Here is a 23,336-nt window from a genome sequence, read left to right on the forward strand (position 1 = left end):
TAATAATCCACTTATCTGATTAGCAAATGTGCAACCGTTTGAAAACCGTATTTTTTAGCTTGACCACCGCCAAGCTTTTGCGTAAAGTACGGCTCCGTTAACAGGGAAAAGCACACAGAAAGCCAAGTGCGATAAAGATGAACTGTTAGCAACAAATATTGGTGAGGTGTCTGAGTGGCTGAAGGAGCACGCCTGGAAAGTGTGTGATGGGTTAAACCATCCGAGGGTTCGAATCCCTCCCTCACCGCCAAATTGAGAGAAAGCGACCTAAGGGTCGCTTTTTTGCTTTCTGATGTTTTTAATTTTTATTTTGCAGTCTAAATAGAGTGTTTGAGGTGTTATGCGATTTTTAGTTTTATTGTGCATGTTTTCATTTTCAGCTCAGGCTGCAACGGATTGTATGAAAGCCATTTTAAATGATGATATTAACAATATTATGCCATCTTGTGTTGAGCTGGGTGGTGAAGATTTTCAGCAGAAGTGGTATCAGGGACGATTAACGCATGAGTTTGGTACTAAGGAGCAGCCGAGTAAGGCCGCTATCATTATTAAAGGCAAAGCTGAGGCGGGGCAGGCGGATTATCAGTATTTGTGGGGACTGATCTCTCAGTTTATCTATCGTCAATTTTCAGTTGCGCATATAGGCTCACAAATCGATAAAAAATGGATTATTGCTGCTGCGGATAATGGCCAAGTTGCCGCCATGGCACAAGAAATACAAGCGTTTATGGGTACTATTTCAATGCCTAAACGAGAAAGACAACAACAAGTGCTGGATTATGCTGTTGAGCTTCACGAGCAGTATAACAATACTGATACTGAATTATTGATTGCGGCGGTTAAATCACGAGAAACCATTGAAGATGTCATTGAAAGAATGCGTTTTCTATATGACAATTACACTCAGTTATCATCTGAGCAACTCAATTCTTTGTGGCGTTTTTATTTGTATGGTCACTATGAGAGTGCTGAAAAAGTGGTCTTATTTGATAAAGAGTTTTCAGTGAGTGGTCGTTTCGACCCCGATTTGGCTAAGGGAATGAGGATATTAAAATATAATTTCTCTCATTTTAAGAGTATTTCAGCGACAATGACATTAGCAAATATATATAGTCGAAGTTATATTACCGAACAAACGGAATGGAATAAACAAAAAGCTTTAAATTATTATAAGGTTGCAAAAGATCTGAATCACCCTCGAGCAGTCACTTGGTACGGGGATTATTTACACTGTATTGGGCAGAAAACAGAAGGGATCGCGTTATTACGCCAGGCCGCATCACTTAATGATGAAGATGCAAAAGAGTCGTTAGAAGACATTAAACAACTGGGCTATACCGTCAATTGTAGCCAAGGGTGGATTTATTAATTTTATTTTAAATTAATAAGGTGAATTAAATAAAGGGGGGAATTGCTATGTATCTCGTTCATAGTGATCACTATGATGAGCTTCACCTTGCAGCGGGCTAAGGTTGTGAGTTTCCCACTCATAGTGGGGTATTGGATATTAAGCTGCGCTTAATAACAGGCCGTGAGTGCCCACTCACACGGGGCCAAAAGGGGATTAACAGCAATCCCCTCTTGGATCTCCTGTGCCGCCCCAGACGAAGTTGAGCACCTTACTATTTTATTAACAGTCATTGCTATCGCCTCATATTCGCCGTCCATGGCTCAACTAAGGCTATCTCGGCATCCATGCCTCACTCACACGATGACTGATAAAATATTTTCGGCAATTTCGATGGGGAAATTTAAGAGCAAGAGTAAATCAACAGCGTTAAAACGGGTGGCTCTCTTCGATTTGTTGGTGTTTATATTTGATGCGTTTCATATGGCTACCTACATTCTAGTACCTTATTTTAATAATAAGGCCTGTTTAGCAGCTAATGGCATGTTGCTTGATAGTAAGTGTGTGAAAACAGCAAACGCTCACAGTTTGAAGTGAGCTATCACCACTGAAAAATGTACAACAGATAGTTTATGGCACTCGTACTTCACTGCTTAGTAAAAACGAATATAGCTAAAGCGCCTCGAATAAAATAAGTAGGCCAGTAGCCCAAGAAGTGAGAAAAATCATGGTTCGCTAATGGTTTGCTGATGGTTTTTAGAGGGATCTGAGTGTTATTTTTATTTCGCTACCTACATTCTACTTGTTATATCTAAAGAATGAACAGGCTTAGTAGGGTTTAGTCGATGATTGAGAGCGGGAAGGGCGTTGAATGGGTTAATGAGACTGCTCGTTACATTAGGCTCGTCATATTAGGCTCGTTATATTAGTGGTTAATAATGAACACTTAAACGATAAAAACCTGACGAATAGCCTTGTTTATTGTGGTATTATCCGGTTTTGAATGGTCGGCTGAAGTAATACAACAAACGCATCAATTGAATGAAAGCCTCGTGTGGTCGTGTGATTAGTAATGGGCTAACAGCAGGATAAAGGATAAAAAAGAACAATAAGGACTCTTATGATCCCAACCTACCAAGCGTTTATGCAGCCTTTGCTGAAACTGGCAAAGAGTAAAGCTGAGCAAACTGAGATTAAGTTTCGGGATGCCGTTAATCAATTGATTAGTGAATTTGGACTCTCCGAGGCCGATTGCACGGAAACGTTACCCAGCGGTCAGCAGTCTATGGTGGATAACCGTATTGGCTGGGCGAAAACCTATTTAGTGAAAGCAGGGTTATTGGAAGCGACTCGACGAGCACATTTTAAGATAACGCCAAGAGGTTGCGAGGCTTTAAAGGATGCCAAGGCGACTCATGTTACCATAGATAGCGACTATTTAAAGCAATTTGATGAGTTTATCGCGTTTAAATTAAAAGTGAATGATGCCGTTTTTGTGGCAGAAAAACGTGATCCTGCCATGGAGTCTGCATCTGTTAAAGGAGCTTCGAGTACAAAACTAGTATCAATACCAGCACCCACTTCAATATCAATAACAGACAACGACATGACCCCTGATGAAGCCCTAAGCGCGGCTTATCAAAAGATTAACGCTACACTCGCCGAAGATATTTTGGCACGCACTCGCAAAGTGACTCCCGCTTTTTTTGAGCAGCTGTTAATCGATTTGCTGCTAGCCATGGGTTATGGCGGCGCAGGTGACGGAGCTGCCCATGCCTTTGCTCAGGTATTAGGGCAAAGCGGGGATAACGGTATCGATGGCGTAATTGATCAAGATCCTTTAGGTGTTGATCAAATCTACATTCAAGCCAAGCGTTACGGGGAGGGTAATAACGTGGGAGCAGGGGATATTCGTGATTTTTTCGGTGCGCTGAACTTGAAAAAGGCTCAAAAAGGCATTTTTATTACCACCTCGAACTTTACCGCCTCGGCCAGACAAACCGCCAAAGCCTTAGGCATGCGCATCGTGCTGATCAACGGCACTGAACTTGCCAAACTCATGTTACGCTACAACATAGGATCGCGTGATAGACAAGTATTGCATCTTAAGCAAATCGATGAAGACTTTTTTGAACAATGAAGCGTTTGAGCAATAAAGCGTTTGAAGAATAGCTTTGCAGAGTGCAGAGTGGCAATCTTGCCATGCTTATGAGCCAAATGAGACTTGTCAGCTCCCTCATTTTCCCATAATCTCTCACTGCGATTTTGAACAGGCTAACGAACTGAAATATCAGACCAATTTTTGCCCTTAAAATGATAGTGACTGATGTGACATTGGCTGAAAAAAACGACGACAAACCTCACTTTGTATATACCTAATTTTTATATATATCAGGCTTTATACTCCTGAATTTTTAACCGATTTTAAAAACTGATTTGGTCATGCTGGATCAGTAATGGAAATTTTATGCAAAAACTGACGCTTAACAAATTGTCCAGCAAGCTATTTAAGGCGTGTGACATTCTACGGGGAAAAATGGATGCCTCTGAGTACAAAGAATACATCTTTGGCGTGTTGTTCCTCAAACGTATGTCGGATCAATTCCATAAGGACTATCAAGCGAAAGTCAGTGAGCTGACAGCAGACGGGCATGACGATGAAGAAATTGAACTTTTGCTTGAAGATGAAGAGCAGTTTGATTTTTACGTGCCGGAAAAAGCGCGTTGGGAAAACCTCAAGCACTTAAAAACCAATGTCGGCTCAGGGCTGAACAAAGCGCTTGAAGCTGTGGAAGAAAAGAACACCGCTAAGGGCTTGGAAGGCGTGCTCAAGCATATCAACTTCAACCGTAAGGTGGGTAAAAAGCCCATCCCCGATGAGCGACTGGTTGCGTTTATTCAGCACTTTGACAGTATTCCACTGTCAAATGACGATTTTGAGTTTCCTGATTTATTGGGTGCTGCATACGAATACCTGATTAAGTATTTTGCAGACAGTGCGGGTAAGAAAGGCGGTGAGTTTTATACCCCTGCCGAGGTAGTGCGCTTGTTGGTGGAAATCCTTGAGCCTGCCGAAGGTATGGAGATCTACGACCCAACTTGTGGCTCGGGCGGTATGTTGATCCAAAGCCGCAATTATGTGCAAGAAACCGGCGGTAACGTCAAAAAAATTCACTTGTTCGGTCAAGAAGACAATGGCGGTACTTGGTCTATCTGTAAGATGAACATGATCTTGCACGGCTCAGGCGGCGCAGACATTGAAAACGGTGACACCCTTGCGGCTCCGTTGCACAAAACAAAAGACGGCGAAGCGCGTCCTTTCGATCGCGTGATTGCCAATCCGCCGTTTTCACAAAACTACAAGAAAGCGGATATGCAGCTTAAAAACCGCTTCAATACCTTTATGCCTGAGTCTGGTAAAAAAGCGGACTTGATGTTTGTGCAGCATATGCTGGCTTCGCTCAAAGCAAGCGGTAAAGCGGCTGTGGTGATGCCCCATGGCGTATTGTTTCGTGGGGCTGAAGAGCGCACATGCCGCCAAGACTTTATTGAGCGTGGCATTCTTGAAGCCGTGATTGGCCTACCGCAAGGTTTGTTCTACGGTACGGGCATTCCGGCTTGTGTATTAGTGCTGAACAAAGCCGATCGTGAAAACCGCGATGCAGTGCTGTTTATTAATGCTGATCGTGACTATCGTGAAGGGAAAAACCAAAACAGTCTACGCCCAGAAGACATTGAGAAAATCACCAGCGTCTATAAAGCTCTGCTGACAGATGAAGCGCACCCTAGCGTCGAAAAATATGCACGTCTGGTTCACAAAGATGAGTTAGCGGCTGAAGACTACAACCTCAATATTCGCCGTTATGTTGATAACAGCCCAGCACCTGAGCCACAAAACGTCAAAGCGCATTTAAATGGCGGCATTCCAACGGCTGAAATCGATGCGCTGCAAAGCACGTGGCATGATTACCCAGGATTGAAAGAAAGCCTGTTCGTGCCACGTGTTAACGATGAGTTCCAAGACTTTGGGAATGGGTTTGAAGCGCTGTCATCGCTCAAGCCGCACATTGAACACTTTCCCGCAGTACTGGCAAAACATGCAGATTTTCAAGCCGCGTTGGATGGCTGGAAACAAGATTTTGCAGGCTTTGAAGCCCTAGGGGACAAAAAACTGAGCGATAAAAAGCTGAGTGACCTAAAGCTGAGTGATAAAAAGCTCGGAGATAAAGGCGTATTTGCATTGCGCCGCGAGTCCCTCAATACCATAGAGCAGCACCTAATGCCAATTAACCTGCTAAACCAATATAAGGTGCGGGGGGCGCTGGCAGAGTGGTTTAATACGCTTGAAGCTGACTTTAAATCTGTTGCGGCTAGCGGCTGGAATGCCGAGCTGATCCCTGACGAAGTGCTGTTTGCCAGCCAGTGCGCGGATGTGGTGCAAGAGCTGGAAACCAAGCAAGCGCGGATCAGTGAACTGCAAGCCTGTGTCGATGCTGCCGATGAAGAAGATTACGAGCCGACCGATGACAACCCAGCACTGCCGTCTGAATATGTGAAACAGCTTAAAGACGAGCTGAAAGAATACAAGGCAATCATTAAAACCAGCTTGGCCGTGCTAAAAGCCCAGATCAAAGATGCCTTCATCCAGCTTAAAAACAGCGCTGAACTGCCAAAAGGTATCAAGCAAGGGGATTTCACTAAAGGCCTGACGGGCAAAGAACTGAACTTTGCTGTGCATAGCGAAATTTTTGCTTTAGCGGATGAGCTGGATGTTCAGTTGGATAATCGTGAGCGGATCACAGAACACGCGCAAAAAGGGGCACAGGCCGCAGCTGAAGCCTGTGCAATTGAAGCTAAATTTGCCGCCCACAAAGCGCTGGAAGATGAGTTAAAACACCTAAAAGTGCAAATCAAGCAAACCGAACAACGCCGAGATGAGCTGCTTGAGGTTGCCCGTGACGCTATTACACCAGAAGAAGCCAAAGAGCTGATTTTGGAACGCATTAAAACTGAATTGGATCGCCAATACCAAAGCTATGTGCGTGCCTTGTTGCTTGAGCGTATCGCGGCCATTGAGAACCTGCATCGTAAGTACCAAGTTACCGCCAAAAGCATTATTACCCAGCGAGAGCAGCAAGCGAGCAAGCTAGCTGGTTTTATGAAGGAGCTGGGTTATGAGTGATGCTTTAAAGCTAGGGGATGTTGCGGTTGTTAAAGGCGGGAGTGGCTTTCCTGAGAAGTTTCAGGGCGGAAGTCATGGTTTACCGTTTATCAAAGTCAGTGATATGAATTTGCCGGGTAACCAGCGATATATTTGGAAATCTAATAACTATCTAAACACTACAGTATATAACTTACTAAAACCGACAGTTTTTCCTAGGGATACCGTGGTTTTTGCTAAAGTTGGGGCTGCTGTTTATTTAAACAAAAGAAGGATCCTAACTGAAGATACTGCAATTGATAACAATTTAATGGGTGTTACGGCGACTTCGATAGAACCTTTATTCCTATATTATTTGTTGCAATCAATTGATCTAGCCGAGTGGGTTCAACCAGGTGCTCTTCCGTCTATAAATCAGACAATTATTGAGGCTCTTCCTATACCTATTACGGATAGAAAACAGCAAAGATATATTAGCGAAGTTCTTAATGCCATCGACAGTCAAATTGACGCCACTCAAGCCCTTATCGACAAGTACACCGCGATTAAGCAAGGCATGATGGCAGATTTGTTTAGCCGAGGTATCGACCCAGACACCAAAGCCCTTCGCCCAAGGTTTGAAGAAGCGCCAGAGCTTTATCATGAGACGCCGTTGGGGATGCTGCCGAAGGGGTGGTGTGTGAATGTGCTTGGAGAGCTAGCCTCGATTGCTTCGGGGATAACACTTGGAAAAGATTTGTCGGGAGTTCGGGTTGTACTTGTACCTTATTTACGTGTAGCGAATGTTCAAGACGGCTACTTGGACTTATCGGAAGTGAAGAGTATTGCTGTTCCTGAAGTAGATGCTGATAAATATGTTCTGCAATATGGCGATGTACTGATGAACGAAGGTGGAGATTTTGACAAGCTAGGTAGAGGTACAGTTTGGAGAGAAGAAATCCCAGAATGCTGTCATCAAAATCACGTGTTTAGGGTTCGAGCCGATACTCGAAAGCTACGGTTTGATTATTTGGCATACTGGTCCGCCTCACCTTTTGGTAAGCATTACTTTGTTCTTAACTCAAAACAGTCGACTAACTTGGCTTCAATTAATTCGACACAGCTAAAAGCCTTTCCTGTTGCAAAGCCGACGCTTGAAGAACAAGAAGAAATTGAGAGCAGACTTCAAAGTGTTGATGGACTTCTTAGCTCGAGCAAAGATGAGCTACATAAATTGAACGCCCAAAAAGCTGGCCTAATGCAAGATCTGTTAACAGGCAACGTCCCCGTGCCCGTATAACGCAGGATACGCATAACGCAGGATAAGAAAAATAAATAAAAATGGCAGCAGGTCAACGCCTGGCTGCCTGCAATAAGGATATTACACTATGTCAGAGTACCTATCGGTTGAAAAGCCGCTGCTAAAGCAGCTTAGTAGCATGGGCTGGAATGTGACGGATTTAGGGCAAGGTGTGCCCACCGATCCCGCCACCAGCTTTCGTCACTCTTTTCGTGAAGTTATCTTAACAGGCATTTTTAAAAAAGCGCTGCGTCGCATCAATACCACCGAGGACGGTAAGCCGTGGCTAACCGATAGCCAACTCGATGTCTTGCTTGAGGATGTCACCGACTTTGGTACGAATAACTTGCTGGCGGCCAATGAGGCGTTTATTCATCGTTTGCACAAGTGGCAGCTCGACCGTAACGAGCTAACCGGCGAAGAAGACCCAGTGGTGAAGCTGATTGACTTTGATAACTGGGATAACAACACTTTCACTGCTATCAATCAGTTTCGTGTGGATACGCCTGGGCTGAGCAAAGGGCACATTCGCCCTGATATTGTCTTGTTTGTTAATGGGATCCCGCTGGTGGTGATAGAGTGTAAAGTACGCTCAGAGTTTTACAGTAATCCAATGGCAGCAGGCATCGATCAATTACGCCGCTTTGCTGATTTGCGCGAGCCTGAGCACAGCAAGCTGCGTGAAGGCGAACCCGCCCTGTTTTTTACTAATCAGTTGATGATAAGCACCCATGGTGATGATTGCAAAGTGGGCACCATTACCTCAAATGAAGAGTATTACTTTAACTGGAAAACCCTTTACCCAGAGACTAAGCCTTATATTGCGCCAGAAGTTGGCATTCATCGCAGTCAAGAACAGCTGGTTCAGGGGATGCTCTATCCGCAACGGCTGCTCGATATTACCCGTTGTTTTACCTTGTTTATGGATACAGACACGGGTGCTCGAGTGAAAGTGATTTGCCGTTACCAGCAATTTCGCGCAGTGCAAAAAATCATTGAGCGTATGGAGCAGGGCGAAACGGGCATTCAACGCTCGGGCGTGGTTTGGCACACCCAGGGCAGTGGCAAAAGCCTGACCATGGTATTTTTGGTGCGTAAGCTTCGTCGCCATGCAAGCCTTAAAAGCTACAAGGTGCTGATGGTGAATGACCGCAGCGATCTTGAAGAGCAACTCACCCATACCGCAGCGTTAATTGGCGATACGGTGGTTGAGATCAAGCGTACCAAAGATGCGAGAGACAAGCTTTCGAACGACACCTCCAACACTAACATGGTGATGGTGCATAAGTTCCGTGAGCAAGACAGTCGCTTTTTGCCTGACTCTGTTCGTCAGCTGCTATCTAAGCAACTGGCAGAAGCAAAAGCCGCTGGTGATGTCGATCGCATCGAAGCGCTGGAAGCCGATTTTGACGCTGAAATCGTTATGCATTGCCCGTTTGGTGTGATCAATCGTGGTGAAAAAGTCTTGATCTTGGTGGATGAAGCCCACCGCACTCAGCGAGGGGGGAAGGACAGATCCAGTCTTTCAGATAACCTGTTTGATGCTTTCCCTCAATCAACCCGAGTGGCATTTACAGGCACCCCGCTGATTGCCGAGCATCACACTTCTCCAACTTGGAAACGCTTTGGCATTAGTCAAGAAAAAGCCTATATCGACAAATATAAGCTTCAGGATGCGGTCGATGATGGCGCGACGTTACAAATTCTCTACGAAGGTAAAACCGCAGACAGTGCGATTTACGATAAAGCAGGATTTGATACCAAGTTTGAAGATCTCTTTGCTGACAGAACGGAAGAAGAGCGAAGAGAGATCCGTAAAAAGTACGGCGCGGAAGGCGATATTCTTGAAGCAGAAAAACGCATTGAGGAAATTGCGAAGGATTTAGTCACGCACTATCTAAGACAAATATTGCCAGCAGGTTTTAAAGCCCAAGTGGTCTGCTCTTCCAAGCAAGCGGCCATTCATTACCAAACCTACATTGAAAAAGCGTTGGTAAACGAAATCGAGCGATATAAAAAGCAGCCAGAGCAATGTATCGATAAAGCTTGGCTTGAACGCCTTGCGTTTTTGAAAACGGCGGTAGTGATTTCAAGTAACGACACCAATGAAGCAGCGTCATTTGCCTATGCCAGAAAGCAGGCCAAAGAGCTAAAAGCCGTTGAGAGTTTTAAGAAGCCGTTTGATCACAGTAAGCCAAACACTGGTGTTGCTTTCTTGATTGTCTGCGACATGCTGTTAACGGGCTTTGATGCGCCAATTGAACAGGTGATGTATCTCGATAAGAAATTACGTGAGCATAACTTGCTGCAAACCATTGCTCGCGTAAACCGCACTGCAAAAGAGAAAAAACGTGGTTATATTGTCGATTATATCGGGCTTGCAAATCACCTGAGAGAGGCGCTGTCGATATACTCACAGGATGATCAAGAGGATATGCTAAAAAACATAAAAAGCATTGATAGTGAAGTCCCTGTGTTGGAAAGTCGTTATCGTCGTTTGCTTCAGCTGTTTACAGAGCTCAAGGTTCACAACATCGAAGCCTTTGTAAACCAGAAACTCAGTGTTGATGAACACTATCAAGTTCAGCTTCAGGCCATTGCTGTGTTAGAAGACACTCGCCAGCGTGACAGCTTCAACGTGTTTTTGAAGAAGTTCCTTCAAAGCATGGACATCATTATGCCGAATGCTTTGGCAGATCCATACAAAATGCCCATGTACCAGTTTGTGCATATTCAAGCGAAAGCACGTCAGCGTTACCAAGATGACAGTATGAACTTTCAAGGTGTGGGGGCAAAAATTCGTCACCTGATTAATGAGCACTTGATTAGTTTGGGCATTAACCCGAAAATCAAACCGATTGACCTGTTCAGTGATGGGTTTATGACGCACATGGGAAAAGAGCCGGATTTGCAAGCGCAAGCGAGTGAGATGGAGCACGCCATTCGTAAACACTGTAAAGTGAATGCGGATGACGACCCAGTCTTTCACAAAAAAATGAGTGAAAAGCTGGATGAGATAATCAAAAAACACGCCGGCAATTGGGAAAAGATGATCCTAGAATTGAGCGCGTTGCGAGATGAAGTCGACGCAGGGCGTGGCCCCAATGCTCAAATTTCTGATCCGTTTTTTGATTTAATTGTCAGTATTGCATTTCCAGATGGCGCACCCGTAAAGCCACTTGATAAGGTGAAAGTCTGTGTTGAGGCTATTATGGAAGAACTGGGGGAGAATATTAGTAGTCTGGACTTTTGGGAGCGTGAGGACCTTGTGTCTGAGCTGAGAGGGCGTATCAAAAGATGCTTTATTTTAAGTAAAGTGCCGCAACTGAAAGACGCGCGTGAACAGTTGACGATTGAGGTGGTCGCTTTAGCGCGTAGACGCGAGCTGTTGATCCTGTCTGATCAGACACGGAACCTACGTATCGATGACATCATCGAAAAGCTCCGTGGGATTGATCTTAAGGCGTTGCAAAATCAAATCAGCGAGCAACCTGATCTGTCCATGCTGAAATATGACTTGAATGGTGTTGATTTGTATCTGGCTGACGAGCTTGAGCAATATGAGAGTTTCTATGAGCTCGCGTTGATTAAGGTCGCTACTGATATCAATTACGTAGAGAGCGAAGAAGACCATTCATCACTTCCGTATGAGGTACGAAAGCAATTTAATCTGTTTGCTGATGATGTTCGAGAAGCATTGGCCGACATTATTATCGCAATTCAATCAGCGCTCTCATTCCCAGATTTAAAAGAAAAGCCGATTGTTGCGCTAAAGGAAACGGCACAAGGGAGTTTCATCTTTGGTGTGACAGTGGGAGTAATGTCTAATTTCATTTATGACGTTATCAAAACTACTGCATCGAAAGGCCGTCAGCCTATCAAAAACATGGCTTCAAAAGGGGAACGTATTAAATCTGAGCTACCCGCAATGGTAGAGCGTAATCGTGCCGAGTGGGGAGTTAATAAAGCGAGTTACAGCATTTCTCGCACTGAAAAGCAAAACTTAGTTGATGATGCGTTAAAGCAGCTGCGTGACCGCACTTCATCAAAGCAAGATGAGAATAACCATCACTAATGCAATACAAAGATATCAAATACAGCTTGAAACAAAGTAAGCGAAAGACCACTAGTATTCTTATCGAGCGGGATGGGAGTGTCACTGTGCTGGCCCCTGAAAGCTATGATATTGAGAAAGTAGAGTGCATTGTTGAAGAAAAACGGAGTTGGATTTACCGTAACCTAGCAGAGTGGGAAGACCTTAATCGTACTAAGGTTGAGCGCGAATTCGTCAGTGGTGAAGGTTTTCCTTATCTAGGCAGAAGCTATCGATTAAAGCTGGTTGATGAGCAGAAAGAAGGGCTTATTTTGAAAAATGGTTACTTCCTGATGCGCCGCGATAAAGTTGAATACGCAAGTTCGCTATTCAAACATTTCTATCGCACTAAAGGGTTAACACGGATCAGTAAGCGAGTAGCGCATTTCGCTCCCAAACTGGGTGTGGATTATCGTGCTATTCGTGTAATGGAGCTTCAGCACCACTGGGCTTCATGCTCACCTAAAGGTGACTTGAATTTTCACTGGCGCTGCCTGATGGCACCACTTGCTGTTTTGGATTACATCGTGGTTCATGAGTTAGTTCACCAGATAGAGCGTAATCATAGCGCTGCATTTTGGAATCACGTCGATAAAATCATGCCTGACTACCAAAAACAGGTGTCTTGGTTAAAACATAATGGTGCAGGAATGGATCTGTAGGCGTGTATTTGAGATCTTTTAGAGGGGCACCATAGGCACCCATTATTAATCAAAAAATAAAAATCACTTATTCATACAACTCATTCATACAAACAACAATAAACAGGCTGCTTTCAGCCAAGAGGGTCAGATGTTCACGAAAAAATTATGTTGGCTCTTTTATTTAGTGCCTTTTAGCTTAATCGCTTATTCTGGGTTTGATTCTGAAGACTTTAATAGCGATCTGGTTGCGGTGACCTTTGAGCTGGTGGGCGCCGTACTCTCTCTACTTGTGCTTCTGGTGGGCTTTTTGTTTGCTTTTAATCGGACTCAGCTGATTAATGCGATGGCATTAAAAGTACTTTTCTGGTTGGCATTGGTTGATGAAACCATAGGGTTTATCGATATTTTTGCTGGCACAGAGCTGTTATCGGCAAAAGTAATCACTTTTTTATTTATTATCCCTATCTTTATTTTGTTGTGGCTGGCCGCTTATGGTGCTAGAAAGCCGTTTTCTTTGCAACAAACCTCTGGTATAAAAGTAGGGTTGTGAATTAAATAGTATTAGCTCCAGTTTAGAGCTCAGGCGTTTCATCGCTGGTTGAGCTTCTGTTTAACGTATTTTCCTTCATACTTTATATGGTTAAAAACAAGCGCCCCTATGAGGGGGAGCTTGCTTACTGGGTTAGTTTAACGTACACATTCAGCTTCGCGATTTTGCTCAACCTTGTTATTTGAATAACGGCCATCTGGAAGTATTTCAAAAATTGAAATCAAGCAGTTGTTAGCAAATGATGATATATCAACTGAGTAATGCTTGTGTGCTTCAGCCTTAAAAGAGATAGGGCCGACGTTGCATGAGGAGAGTTTATTGCCGGATGCAAGGGAATAGTAGCCCATTAGCGATACTTGAGTGTCTTTAGGGACAAAATAGTCTCTGGTTTTAGGATTGATGCCCATCCAGTGATTGGACACACTGCCTGAATTATGATAATCGGCACATTGGTCAGTGCCGGCGGTGTTGATACTAAAGCGTCTTATTGGGCTGTAGAAGACGGAGCCGCCCCCTAATCTGTCACCAAAAGTGATGACGGGATCTTCTGATGAAGTGCTCTGATAGTGATATTGGGTAGTACATCCACAAAGGGCTCCTACCGCACATAACAAAAAACATTTTAACTTCATAATGTCAGTTTACCTTTACTCTATTTTATCTGTGGATATTGCCTCTTATTATACTATGTTATTAATAATATTAATTTTTTAGGTGATTAAACGATGGAGATAACAACGATTTGAATCATTTGAAGCCCTGAATGCGTAACAAACATTCGATGCTGAGGGAGAGGGACGAATGCAGGGTAATAAAGCCGATGACATTGTGTTTTTCTATCAAGGTATTGTTGAGCATGTTTAGTCGGCGATACCTGAAACTCAAGTATTGATTAAATAACCTGTTTTACCTTCAGGCCTTATATTGGCTCAGCTTTGGCCATTAAGCTTATTTACACTCTTTTGATACTGAATAGGATTCAATTTTTTCATTAGGGCCTGTTGACGCATAAGGGCTTGCTTGAGCGCCTGACTTTGAGTTTTTGTTGATGGAAGCCTATATTGGTTTTATTTATTTTGCGCAATAGGCTTTTGTTTATCTTTAGGTTTATTTGTCATTTTCTGGTATAACAGGGTATGAATTTGTTGAAGTTTCACGGGTATAAAAGGATCTTAGCTTGTCTACTTCTGATAGTTATAAAGCGTACAACTTAGATTACAATTATAATGCGGCGCAATTATTTGAGCAGTATTTATCGGTGCCCTGCGAGCAGGTGCATGGGGCGTGGCTGCATCATGTGCAGCCGCTATTTACCGCTGACTCTTCATTTGAGCATAAAAGAGGGGGCAATAGTGCGCCGCGTATTCTCGATATTGGTGCGGGAGCGGGACGGGATGCCAAGTACTTTGCTGAAAGGTTTGCCGAGCGTCTTGAGGATAAAGGCGCTCAAAAAGCCATGGGGAAGGATTGCCAAGTATTTGCGGTGGAGCCAGCGGCTGTGCTGGCGAAAATGGGGCAAACTCATACGAAAGATTTACAGGTGAAATGGCACGAAGATTCTTTGCCTACGATTGGTAAGGTGAGCCGATACGGGGTGAGTTTTGATCTGATCTTATTAAGTGCTGTGTGGATGCATATCCCGCCCTCATCAAGGGAACGTGCTATGCGCAAGCTAGCTAATTTATTAAAACCTGGTGGAAAATTGGTGATCACTTTGCGTTTTGCTCAAGGAGAGGCAGAGCGACTTGCACAAGCTCAGCGTAATATGCACCAAGTGTGTATCGATGAGTTGCAACATTTAGCCCAAGGCGTGGGCTTAGTGGTGGTGGATAAAATCCTTAGTCAGCCCGATAGTCTTGGCCGCTTAGATGTGCAGTGGCAAACCTTAGTCTTGATGCTGCCCGATGATGGTGTTGGCGGGCTACCCATATTAAGGCATATCATTGTTAACGATAATAAATCCTCCACTTATAAATTGGCATTATTGAGAGTATTATTACGCATTGCCGATGATCATCCTGGTACTGCGCTGCGTTATGAAGCAGACAAGGTGATTTTACCTTTGGGGCTTGTCGCGCTTTATTGGTGCCGCCAGTTTAAGCCACTGTTAGATGGCAAACAGGGTGGCGGGAATGACAGTATGACGATCAGGCAAAGTAGCGATCCCAACAAAGGCTTGAGCTTTGTGAAAGCGAGTGGTTGGTAGCAATTAACCTCAAGAATAGCCGATGATTATCAGGTGGGGAATCTGTTTGTCGGCGATGAGGCTAAAGCGCTGCATCGGACTTTGTCGGTGGCGGCGCAAACCATACGGGATATGCCTTGCAAATATATTCGTGTGCCCAATAGCACTGAGCAATTGTTTTCTGTAGATTATCAAAAAGTCATTGCGAAAGAGACGTTATTTTTAGATCAAATGAGCTTATCGGCTTGGGGTGAGTTTGTGGTGCCCGAGTCTATTTGGTTAAGCTTTTCTCGTTTGGCCTGCTGGGTTGAACCTGTGTTGGTCAATGAATGGGTGAATGTGATGCAAGGCTATCGAGGCAATGAAGGTGTCGATAAGCTTACTTTGCTCAATGCACTTCACTGGACAGAGGCAAAGCGGAGGTGCGTTGCCGCGTCTATACGCTCAAGCAAGAAGCGTATAATTTGCAGTGTGTGTGGAGTGAGGTAAAGTTAACTGCACAATATGATATTGATCATTGCATGCCTTTTGTTCGCTGGCCCAATAACGATTTGTGGAATTTATTGCCCAGTCGCGCTCGCCTGCAGCAGTCTGAAACACGTATTTGTGATTGGTGGCAACAAGCTTGGCTAGGTTCAGATAGCCACAACTTACAGAGCGATTACTTAGAAAGTAGACATACCTATACGCAGCGCTTCTTTGCCCAAGCCAATTTGGCTCTGCCGGGACTGACGCAGACCAATAGGAGTGTCAGTGATGTATTTGAGGCCATGTTGCTGCAGCGTGTGCGCCTCAAAGAAATGCAGCAGTTAAGGGAGTGGTGATTGTGGCTTGAACGTGGATGGTTTAATTCATCTCAATGGCTACTGCTAGCATGCCACTCATGTCCAGAATGTCCCTTGCGGGAAAAAGTGTGAAATCTGCATGAAAAATAGAGATGGAAATGCCAGTAAGCTTCACTTACTGGCATGGCTTTTTTAGGTTTTACTTCTATTCTACGACTAAAAACAATGGTGTCACATAGACATGAGTGAGGTCATCACTAGGCGTGACATCAATGTACTCTAAGGGGAGCCTCGCTCGAATATCGGCAGGGGAGTCATGTGTGTTGGTCTGTGTATTTGTTTCGATTGTGACTTGGTTGTATTCTGTTTCACCTTGAGTGATAGTGGCGATTCCATTAGTTGTGCACCACTCAGTGGACTCTTCTTGGGTGCTGACACACCATTGAGTGATGTCACTGACATTGCGAACGATCCCGCTTTGGAAGTGTAAATAAGCATATAAGGTGCTATTAGAATTTGTTGACATTGAGATGGTTTTGTTAACCTTGTTTTTATCATAGACTTCATTTTCTACATTTGTAATCCAGTATCCAGATATTTTATCTTCAAGTACGGAGCGTGTGATTGATGTGGTTAAGGGCTCCAATTGATCTGGCAGTAAGAAGGTGAGAGTGATGGTTATATCGTCACCTACGGCTTCGCCATAGGCTAATCCTTTAGCATTGGTTTGATTACTAATAGTGAGAGTACCATTGTCACTACTGCTCCAGTAACTACTGGCATGTTGGGTGATATTTTGGCTTGGTGTACCGTTATCATAATGGGCATAAGCCTGTAATTGTATAATATTTCCTTCATAGAGCTCGTTGTCGACTGTTATGCTAATGTTTGTCGGTAGACTGCCGTTCACGGTCAGTGCACTGTTATCGTATAAATTGATCGATTGACTGCCTTGATAGAAGGCATTGATATGGGTATTTCCTGACGTTTGTGTATAGGCCTTATTATCAAAGCTTATGGCCACGGTTTGTTGAGTCTCATCAGTAAACCAAGCTAATTTGTCACTGTGGGTTACATCCATAGTGCTGTTATCATCAAATGTCAGTATGGCAGTATAGGCTTGCTCAATGAATGTGCCTCGAGAGTGATCATCATTATTGGTGTCGATGATATTGCTTGTTAAAGCTTCAGTTGTGTCGTCGCTCAATGAAATAGCAAGGGATGACGGTGAAGTCGATGAAACCGTGAGCTGAGTGTCAGATGTTGCTATACGGGTGTCATTATCAAATTGATAATAGGCAGTAATGTTCGTATTTCCAGCATTAAAGGTATTGACATAACCTTGTTCAATTGTGGCAATATCAGGATCGCTACTTTGCCAATAGGTGTTAGGATGATATGTGACATCGGCAGTCATGCCTTCTGAATACCATAAAGTGGCGCGATATTGTAATTCGCTGGTCAGACCGACTGTTTGAGTATCAGCGGTGAGGGTTAATTGATAGGGCGTTGCATCAACTATGGTGAGAGAGCTGGTATCAGATAAAGCAGTGTTTTCATCGAGTATATAAGTCGCGGTGAGTGTGGCGGTACCTGAACTATTAGCTTTTAAGGTCCCTTGCTGGATACTGGCAATATTATTATCGCTGCTCCAAAAAAGTTGGGGGTTGTTGGTGACATCGATAACGGTGTCATCATCAAAGGTGAGTTCGGCATAAAATTGTCGTTCAGTTCCTGTGGGGAGCTCATGATTTTTATTGATAATACTTAATTTCAACGGTGTTGCATTGGTAGCAAAAAGTGGACTCGTATGTGTTAAGGCCGTATTGGCGTCGACTCTAAATGTTGCTTGAACCTCAGTATTACCCTCTGTGATGATTGTACCTGTGCCTGTATCATCGATAAACGCAATATTTCCGTTTGCCACCGACCAAGAGAGATTAGGATCGGTTGTGATATCTCTGGTCCAGCCATTAGAATAAGTTACTGACGCACTGTAAGCTTGTTCTGCATTGAGACCAAGGTGCAAATTTTGAGGCGTTACGGTGATATAGCTTGGACTGGCAGTGTTAATATTGGCAGTTGTACTGCCTTGCAAAATGCTCCCATCCAGTGTTTGATAAGTGACTATAATCTCTGCGCTGCCTGCTTCAATCGCGCTGACCAACCCATTTATGACAGTAGTATTTTCGGCAGGTTTTGATTGCCAGGATGTATTGGCTTTATCAGTGATGTCTTCAGTGAAGCCATTATCATAAACCAAAATTGCTTGATAGTTTTGTTTATCGCCTTTTGACAGGATCTGGTTTTGAGGAATGACTTTGACATACTCAGGTTGTGCAGAGGAAACAAATAATGTCGCGTTCGCTTTCAAATTAGAAAACATCACGCTGATGTCAGTATTTCCACTCGATAAAGCTTTAGCGACTCCTTTATTGATATCGGTGTTGCTAATTATGGCAACGATTTTATCACTGCTTTGAAATGTGGTGCTACTATTATGAGTGACATCTTTCGTCGTATTATCGGTATAGGTGACGATGGCGGTATAAGCTTGAGAAGCTTGATTACCAATGGTTGCCTCTTTGGGGAGTAGGTCAATGGATTGAGGCTGGGCTGTTGTCACTGTGTGTATTGTACTGATACTGTGATCGTAAAAAGTTGCTGTGATAGTGGTATTTCCGGCTGCGATAGACTCGACATAACCAGTGTCGTTAATGGTTGCCACATTGGGATGACTGCTAGACCAGCGAATATTGGTATCTTTTGTTGCATTATAGATTTCGCCATTGTCATGTTGTATCAATACTTTATATTGGGTTTCAATGCCTACTGGGCTTCGCTGCGTTTTTGGGGTTAGACCAATATTGGTGATTTTAGTGGGTATGTATGTCATAGCTAATTGGGAGGAAAGGGCAGTCATATTTCGATATTGCCCTAGTATGGTGGCTTGACAATTTTCTTCTCCCTGTTGAGCTTGAATACGTTTTTGTTCAGTAGTGGTAATGGAAAAGCAATTATTTTCTTCAATCGATATGATTAAATCGTCATCAGTGCTGATATCTTCAGTGGTGCCGTTATCATTTAAGAGTGTTGCAGTGATAGGTTCTTGGGCGAGTGTGATTAAAAAGTTACTATTATTTGATAGTATTAATGATTCTGGTAGGGAATTTGCCACATAAAGATTTGCGGAAGCGCTAATGCCGTTTATTGTAGTGGTAATAAGGGTTTCCCCCTCATCTATTCCTATTGCCACACCAGTATCAATGGTGGCAATGGCTGTATCACTACTACTCCAATTGGCAACATTCGTGACTGTAGCGGTACTATTATCGCTATAGGTAGCAACGAGCGTATAAGTTTGAGTGCCATTGAGATTGACGTATGCGTTACTGGGAGTGAGGGCGAGACTGGTAATATCATCTCTATTTGAGTCTGAACTATCACATGCCGTTAGCATGAAGAGAGATAAAAATAAAATGAGACATTTTGTTAACGAAGTCATCAGCTTATCCTTTATTTTAAATTGTTCCAGCATTGGATACGGCTGATGTTGGAATGAGGGATATTGGTTATGCTACAGATTATTTATTGTTCAAATTGAATGACAAAGCCAAGCATGACACTTAAGGAGCCAAAATCTTTTATGGTATCTTTGCCTGCATAATCATTGACGTTAAGGTTCAAATCATACACATCGTAACGGACACTCAAATCGACCCCCATGTGTTCGGAAAACACATAGGACATACCCGCAGCGAATGAGCCACTTAAGCTTGTTGCACTTTTAGATTCAATGTCAAACCCAGCAATAGGGCTTTCTTTCCAGTCGGCATAAGCTAAACCAATCCCACCAGAAAGGTGCAGTAATAATTCTTTTTGCTCAAAGGTAAAGTCGTGTCTGATCCCCGTGGTAAACAGGTGAATATTCCTATCACTGTGCTCCAGTAAGGCATAATCGAGATAGGGCTGATAAAGATCAGCTAATTTTTTTGCAGACAATATATTGAGGTTGTAAGCGGCTCCACTGTTATCGTAACGATATGAGCCGTCTACTGTTCCATAGCGTTGGTTTTTGCTGTTGTAGGCTTTGCTGTATCCTGCTGCTATGGTGAGTTTATCAAGTGTAAAGAGACTTGATGATGTTTGAGGAGGGGGAGTTTGAGCAATGCTTTGGCCTGAGATTAATAATATAGGGAGCATCCAAGTTGCTTTCATCATTCATTACCTTTCTATTAATTTATATGAAGTATAGAAAGATAATGAATGAAAGCTATTTTTTTACTCAAAAATGGGTTTAAATAATAGGTGGTTCAAAGAGCCAGAGTGTATATAAGGCATAAAGTTAAGTTTATTGGTATCCCTGAGAGTTATGATTAGAAAGCCTGTTAGAGGTTAGTGATATTTTTTGGTGTATAGATAAGAAAAAGTGGCCTTTAAGGTCTAATGCCGATAAGTTAAGCTTACTGGCATTTTTTATTTCTAGCATATCGCTGTGGTCTTTGTTTGACTGTTCTGGGAAAGGTTCGTGTTCGTCTGGGTTCCAGAATTAAACTTTCAACCATTGCATAAAAATGTTTAAGTTGGCGGGGTATTGCGCCCGGTGTAGAGTAAGGTAACCCCACTAATAATCTTAAAATATGCGCTAAAGCGCCATTAAAACTTAACTGATAAGGAAGATAATCTCCTTTGAGCTGATGGCACATTTTTACCATCTGATAACGGACAAGGTTTTAGGTCACTGATGTTACGCAGCCGTCCGATATCGCTGAAGTTCGGCATAAACAGATCGTGATGCATTGATGAGTAACTTTCGACAAATTGCGAAGGGATTGAGATTGGTTTTGATATTCAAACTTTCGAGCTTAAAGGCTGCACAAATTGACATGAATATGACATGAATATGACATGAATATGACATGAATATGACATGAATATGTGGTTACTTTGAGTTCTTATCATTCGGGTTGGCGACTTTGCTAGGTTAGTATTTGACTTCAATGATTTGTGAAACACCTCCACTTTCCGCCGTCTTTTGTAGGTCGTGGAGATGACGTTATTGTCGCAAGTTAAGTCACTGCAAACCAGATGTAATACCCCTGTGCTGCCGTCTTTGTTTGTAAAAACTTGGAGAATAAAAAGAACCGCTTTCTCATATCCTTTTAGCCAACCTTGCACTGCGGTTTGTTTTGGGAAATTCAGCTTATCTACTCGTACAAAACGCTTATTTTTTCTGTCTTCCTCGGACAAGGCTATTAACCTGTTGTTCTTAAGTGCTGCAATAAAATGCTTATCATTACTTGTGATAAAATCGACATTATCTTTTGATGAAAACCAGCTATCTGTAAGAATAAAAAGAAATTTTAAATCATTACTAATACTGGTTTTGATCATTTGACGCATCATTTCGTTTTTGGTTATCTCGCTTTTACGTTTGAGCTTCCTCGTCTTCAGAACACTATATTGAAAGGGTTTTTTACCAACTCAAATGCTACTGGAATAGACATTTTGCCTGAGTGGTACAGTGCATTCAGCAGGTTGACGCCTTTGACGTTGTGGCCACTGCAATGATCGTAATGCCAGCACATTAACTCACTTTTATCCGTCCAAGGTTTTTCTTGGATCGTTTCGTCAAAAATTAAAACGCCATCGTTGCACTCAACGCTTCTCAATGTCGATTTAACCTGCCGCCATAATTCTTTGGAAGTGTAATCCTGCTCGGATAAAAGTTAAGTGATCTTGTCACTGTACGAAAGCGCCGTTTACTACTTGATTATGTTATTTGGTCAGTGATTGGAATGAGTTCCTATCGGAAACAATCTGTATGGGACTTAGCGATTCATATGGCGCTGATGTTATTATGGGAAAAGGCTCATTGCGCCAAGTACTCTTCTTTAGGGACGTAAGAGGTTAGGTGTTCAGAGTAAGAAAAATGCCAGTCATCTTAACTGACTGGCATTAGAGCTATTGATCGATTTATCTATCGAAACAAAATTTATTCCACAGTAACGGTGATGGTATCGGTGCAGGGAGAAATGGTACAAGCAACAGGTGGATTGTTATACGTTGCCTTAATGTTACTGCTGGCCTCGCTGGGTGCATTGTGCTTAATATCAACGCGCCCCTGTCCTGTTACCGTCATCACCTGGTCATTATTTGAGGTATTTTCCCAATGGGTATCCGGTTTCTTTGCGACATTCACCGGCGACTCATTTGGGGTGAAATACCAAGCATCAAGATAATAATCATGTCCTGCTTGTCCAGTAAATGATTGAGGATAAATCTTCAGGAAGGTGGTTGTGACTTCTTCAACGGTTAATGTGTCGTTCGCTTCGTGAGCTTCTCCTTCATATAAATAAAGAGCGGAGACTATTGCTGTACCAGGACTGGTTCCTGTGACGACGCCTTTATCATGTACTTCTGTGCTTGTATTGGTAATTGATGCAATATTACTCGGTGTGACCTTCCAATGTATATAGGGAGAGTTAGTCACATCTTGAGGTGTTCCTTCATGGTAGTTCACTATTGCTTTGTACTGCATTCTTTCATGGACATAAATTGTGTCGTGCGGTGAGGTTAATGTTATGGATATAATTTCGTTAGTTTCAACCGTTAGATTGGCACTATCTGATTTTTCATAAATAGAGTTCTGCCTATAGGTGCCAGTGATTGAGGCTGTATCTGTCTGGGATCCTGCGGTTGCTAACCCTTTTGTCTGGCTAAATGGACTGTTATCGATTGTTGCGATACTCGAATTATCACTTTGCCAACTCATAAAATATGAATCGGTGACAACACCGAAGGTGCTATCACTGTATTCTACAACCGCAGTATATTGTTGCTGTGCACCTTGTGACAATGTAATGTCTTGCGGTGTAACAGCGATGGATGTAGGAGAAGCGGCGGTGACAGTGAGAGAAGCCGTATCAATTAAATGGGTATCGTCGTTAACTTGATATCTTGCTAAAATCGTTGTGGTACCTTGGCTTACTGTATAAGCCCGCCCTTTATGGCCTAAAGAGCCATTATCGTCAATATAAGCAATACTCGGTTCAGAGCTGCTCCAAGACAGTTCCTCGCTATCTGTTACATACCTGATATGGCCATCGGTGTAAGTTAATATCGCAACATATTGCTGTTCAGCTGCGAGTCCAAGGCTATCAGTTTTGTAGTCAATATTTAATGTATCAGGGGTGGCGGCCGTGACGGTTAAAGTACTGCTGTCCAGTAAGGTGGTGTCACTGTCGACTTGGTAGTGGGCAATGATGTTTGCACTTCCCTCCGTTAACGC

At 43.2% G+C, this 23,336-nt stretch carries 15 protein-coding genes, 1 tRNA gene and 2 pseudogenes; 12 read left to right on the top strand and 6 right to left on the bottom strand.

Features of this window, described 5'->3' with window-relative positions; genetic code table 11:
* The first annotated feature begins 160 nt into the window (after positions 1-160).
* From Q0976_RS21405 to Q0976_RS21440, 8 genes are all read left to right on the top strand, one after another.
* Positions 161-250: transfer RNA gene (locus tag Q0976_RS21405), tRNA-Ser, on the top strand.
* A gap of 90 nt (positions 251-340) precedes the next feature.
* Complete coding sequence (locus Q0976_RS21410; RefSeq protein ID WP_299496292.1) at positions 341-1,369, top strand: hypothetical protein; 1,029 nt, start codon at positions 341-343, stop codon at positions 1,367-1,369.
* 1,099 nt (positions 1,370-2,468) lie between these two features.
* Positions 2,469-3,488 carry a restriction endonuclease gene (locus Q0976_RS21415; RefSeq protein WP_299496294.1) on the top strand — a complete coding sequence of 340 codons (1,020 nt, stop codon included), beginning with the start codon at positions 2,469-2,471 and terminating at the stop codon, positions 3,486-3,488.
* A gap of 327 nt (positions 3,489-3,815) precedes the next feature.
* On the top strand, positions 3,816-6,530 hold the full coding sequence (locus Q0976_RS21420) for an N-6 DNA methylase (protein WP_299496297.1): 2,715 nt from the start codon (positions 3,816-3,818) through the stop codon (positions 6,528-6,530).
* Positions 6,523-7,788 carry a restriction endonuclease subunit S gene (locus tag Q0976_RS21425; RefSeq protein ID WP_299496299.1) on the top strand — a complete coding sequence of 422 codons (1,266 nt, stop codon included), beginning with the start codon at positions 6,523-6,525 and terminating at the stop codon, positions 7,786-7,788. The genes Q0976_RS21420 and Q0976_RS21425 overlap by 8 nt, the downstream gene beginning before the upstream one ends.
* An 88-nt stretch (positions 7,789-7,876) precedes the next feature.
* Positions 7,877-11,863 (top strand): type I restriction endonuclease, encoded by a 3,987-nt coding sequence (locus Q0976_RS21430; protein ID WP_299496301.1) that lies wholly within the window; start codon positions 7,877-7,879, stop codon positions 11,861-11,863.
* Positions 11,863-12,543, top strand: coding sequence for a SprT family zinc-dependent metalloprotease (locus Q0976_RS21435; protein WP_299496303.1), 681 nt, complete (start codon positions 11,863-11,865; stop codon positions 12,541-12,543). The genes Q0976_RS21430 and Q0976_RS21435 overlap by 1 nt, the downstream gene beginning before the upstream one ends.
* 130 nt (positions 12,544-12,673) lie before the next feature.
* A complete protein-coding gene (locus tag Q0976_RS21440) occupies positions 12,674-13,075 on the top strand; it encodes a hypothetical protein (protein ID WP_299496305.1) in 402 nt (133 codons plus the stop codon).
* Between the two features lie 137 nt (positions 13,076-13,212).
* Here Q0976_RS21440 and Q0976_RS21445 read toward each other — a convergent pair whose 3' ends face one another.
* Positions 13,213-13,707 carry a hypothetical protein gene (locus Q0976_RS21445; protein ID WP_299496307.1) on the bottom strand — a complete coding sequence of 165 codons (495 nt, stop codon included), beginning with the start codon at positions 13,705-13,707 and terminating at the stop codon, positions 13,213-13,215.
* A gap of 545 nt (positions 13,708-14,252) precedes the next feature.
* Here Q0976_RS21445 and Q0976_RS24210 point away from each other — a divergent pair.
* The 3 genes from Q0976_RS24210 to Q0976_RS24220 are packed head-to-tail and all read left to right on the top strand — an operon-like array spanning position 14,253 to position 16,084.
* The gene (locus Q0976_RS24210) at positions 14,253-15,281 is read left to right on the top strand and encodes a class I SAM-dependent methyltransferase (protein ID WP_366525092.1); all 1,029 of its coding nucleotides are present in this window, start codon (positions 14,253-14,255) and stop codon (positions 15,279-15,281) included.
* Positions 15,282-15,314: 33 nt separating this feature from the next.
* Positions 15,315-15,749 carry a hypothetical protein gene (locus Q0976_RS24215; protein WP_366525093.1) on the top strand — a complete coding sequence of 145 codons (435 nt, stop codon included), beginning with the start codon at positions 15,315-15,317 and terminating at the stop codon, positions 15,747-15,749.
* 32 nt (positions 15,750-15,781) lie between these two features.
* On the top strand, positions 15,782-16,084 hold the full coding sequence (locus Q0976_RS24220) for a hypothetical protein (RefSeq protein ID WP_366525094.1): 303 nt from the start codon (positions 15,782-15,784) through the stop codon (positions 16,082-16,084).
* A 166-nt stretch (positions 16,085-16,250) separates the two neighbouring features.
* Here the strand turns inward: Q0976_RS24220 and Q0976_RS21455 are convergent, their stop codons facing one another.
* From Q0976_RS21455 to Q0976_RS21470, 4 genes and pseudogenes are all read right to left on the bottom strand, one after another.
* The gene (locus tag Q0976_RS21455) at positions 16,251-19,550 is read right to left on the bottom strand and encodes an Ig-like domain-containing protein (protein WP_299496309.1); all 3,300 of its coding nucleotides are present in this window, start codon (positions 19,548-19,550) and stop codon (positions 16,251-16,253) included.
* Between the two features lie 83 nt (positions 19,551-19,633).
* The gene (locus Q0976_RS21460; RefSeq protein WP_299496311.1) at positions 19,634-20,266 is read right to left on the bottom strand and encodes an outer membrane beta-barrel protein; all 633 of its coding nucleotides are present in this window, start codon (positions 20,264-20,266) and stop codon (positions 19,634-19,636) included.
* A gap of 242 nt (positions 20,267-20,508) precedes the next feature.
* Positions 20,509-20,787 (bottom strand): annotated as a pseudogene (locus Q0976_RS21465) (IS4 family transposase); the annotation flags it as partial.
* A gap of 109 nt (positions 20,788-20,896) precedes the next feature.
* The gene (locus Q0976_RS21470; protein ID WP_366525095.1) at positions 20,897-21,451 is read right to left on the bottom strand and encodes a transposase; all 555 of its coding nucleotides are present in this window, start codon (positions 21,449-21,451) and stop codon (positions 20,897-20,899) included.
* 341 nt (positions 21,452-21,792) lie between these two features.
* On the opposite strand from Q0976_RS21470, the pseudogene Q0976_RS24225 reads away from it, so the two are divergent.
* Positions 21,793-21,951 (top strand): annotated as a pseudogene (locus Q0976_RS24225) (hypothetical protein); the annotation flags it as partial.
* A gap of 89 nt (positions 21,952-22,040) precedes the next feature.
* Here the strand turns inward: Q0976_RS24225 and Q0976_RS21475 are convergent.
* On the bottom strand, positions 22,041-23,336 hold a 1,296-nt coding region (locus Q0976_RS21475), incomplete at its 5' end, for an Ig-like domain-containing protein (protein WP_299496313.1).

The organism is uncultured Shewanella sp. (assembly GCF_947501665.1).
GTDB lineage: Bacteria > Pseudomonadota > Gammaproteobacteria > Enterobacterales > Shewanellaceae > Shewanella.

Excerpts from the sequence above, each read along its gene's own strand:
- Q0976_RS21425 (WP_299496299.1), top strand. The coding sequence starts at position 6,523 with ATGAGTGATGCTTTAAAGCTAGGGGATGTTGCGGTTGTTAAAGGCGGG.
- Q0976_RS21455 (WP_299496309.1), bottom strand. The coding sequence starts at position 19,550 with ATGACTTCGTTAACAAAATGTCTCATTTTATTTTTATCTCTCTTCATG.
- Q0976_RS24220 (WP_366525094.1), top strand. The coding sequence starts at position 15,782 with ATGCCTTTTGTTCGCTGGCCCAATAACGATTTGTGGAATTTATTGCCC.
- Q0976_RS21470 (WP_366525095.1), bottom strand. The coding sequence starts at position 21,451 with ATGATGCGTCAAATGATCAAAACCAGTATTAGTAATGATTTAAAATTT.
- Q0976_RS21460 (WP_299496311.1), bottom strand. The coding sequence starts at position 20,266 with ATGATGAAAGCAACTTGGATGCTCCCTATATTATTAATCTCAGGCCAA.
- Q0976_RS21445 (WP_299496307.1), bottom strand. The coding sequence starts at position 13,707 with ATGAAGTTAAAATGTTTTTTGTTATGTGCGGTAGGAGCCCTTTGTGGA.
- Q0976_RS21430 (WP_299496301.1), top strand. The coding sequence starts at position 7,877 with ATGTCAGAGTACCTATCGGTTGAAAAGCCGCTGCTAAAGCAGCTTAGT.
- Q0976_RS21420 (WP_299496297.1), top strand. The coding sequence starts at position 3,816 with ATGCAAAAACTGACGCTTAACAAATTGTCCAGCAAGCTATTTAAGGCG.
- Q0976_RS21440 (WP_299496305.1), top strand. The coding sequence starts at position 12,674 with ATGTTCACGAAAAAATTATGTTGGCTCTTTTATTTAGTGCCTTTTAGC.
- Q0976_RS21410 (WP_299496292.1), top strand. The coding sequence starts at position 341 with ATGCGATTTTTAGTTTTATTGTGCATGTTTTCATTTTCAGCTCAGGCT.
- Q0976_RS21415 (WP_299496294.1), top strand. The coding sequence starts at position 2,469 with ATGATCCCAACCTACCAAGCGTTTATGCAGCCTTTGCTGAAACTGGCA.
- Q0976_RS21435 (WP_299496303.1), top strand. The coding sequence starts at position 11,863 with ATGCAATACAAAGATATCAAATACAGCTTGAAACAAAGTAAGCGAAAG.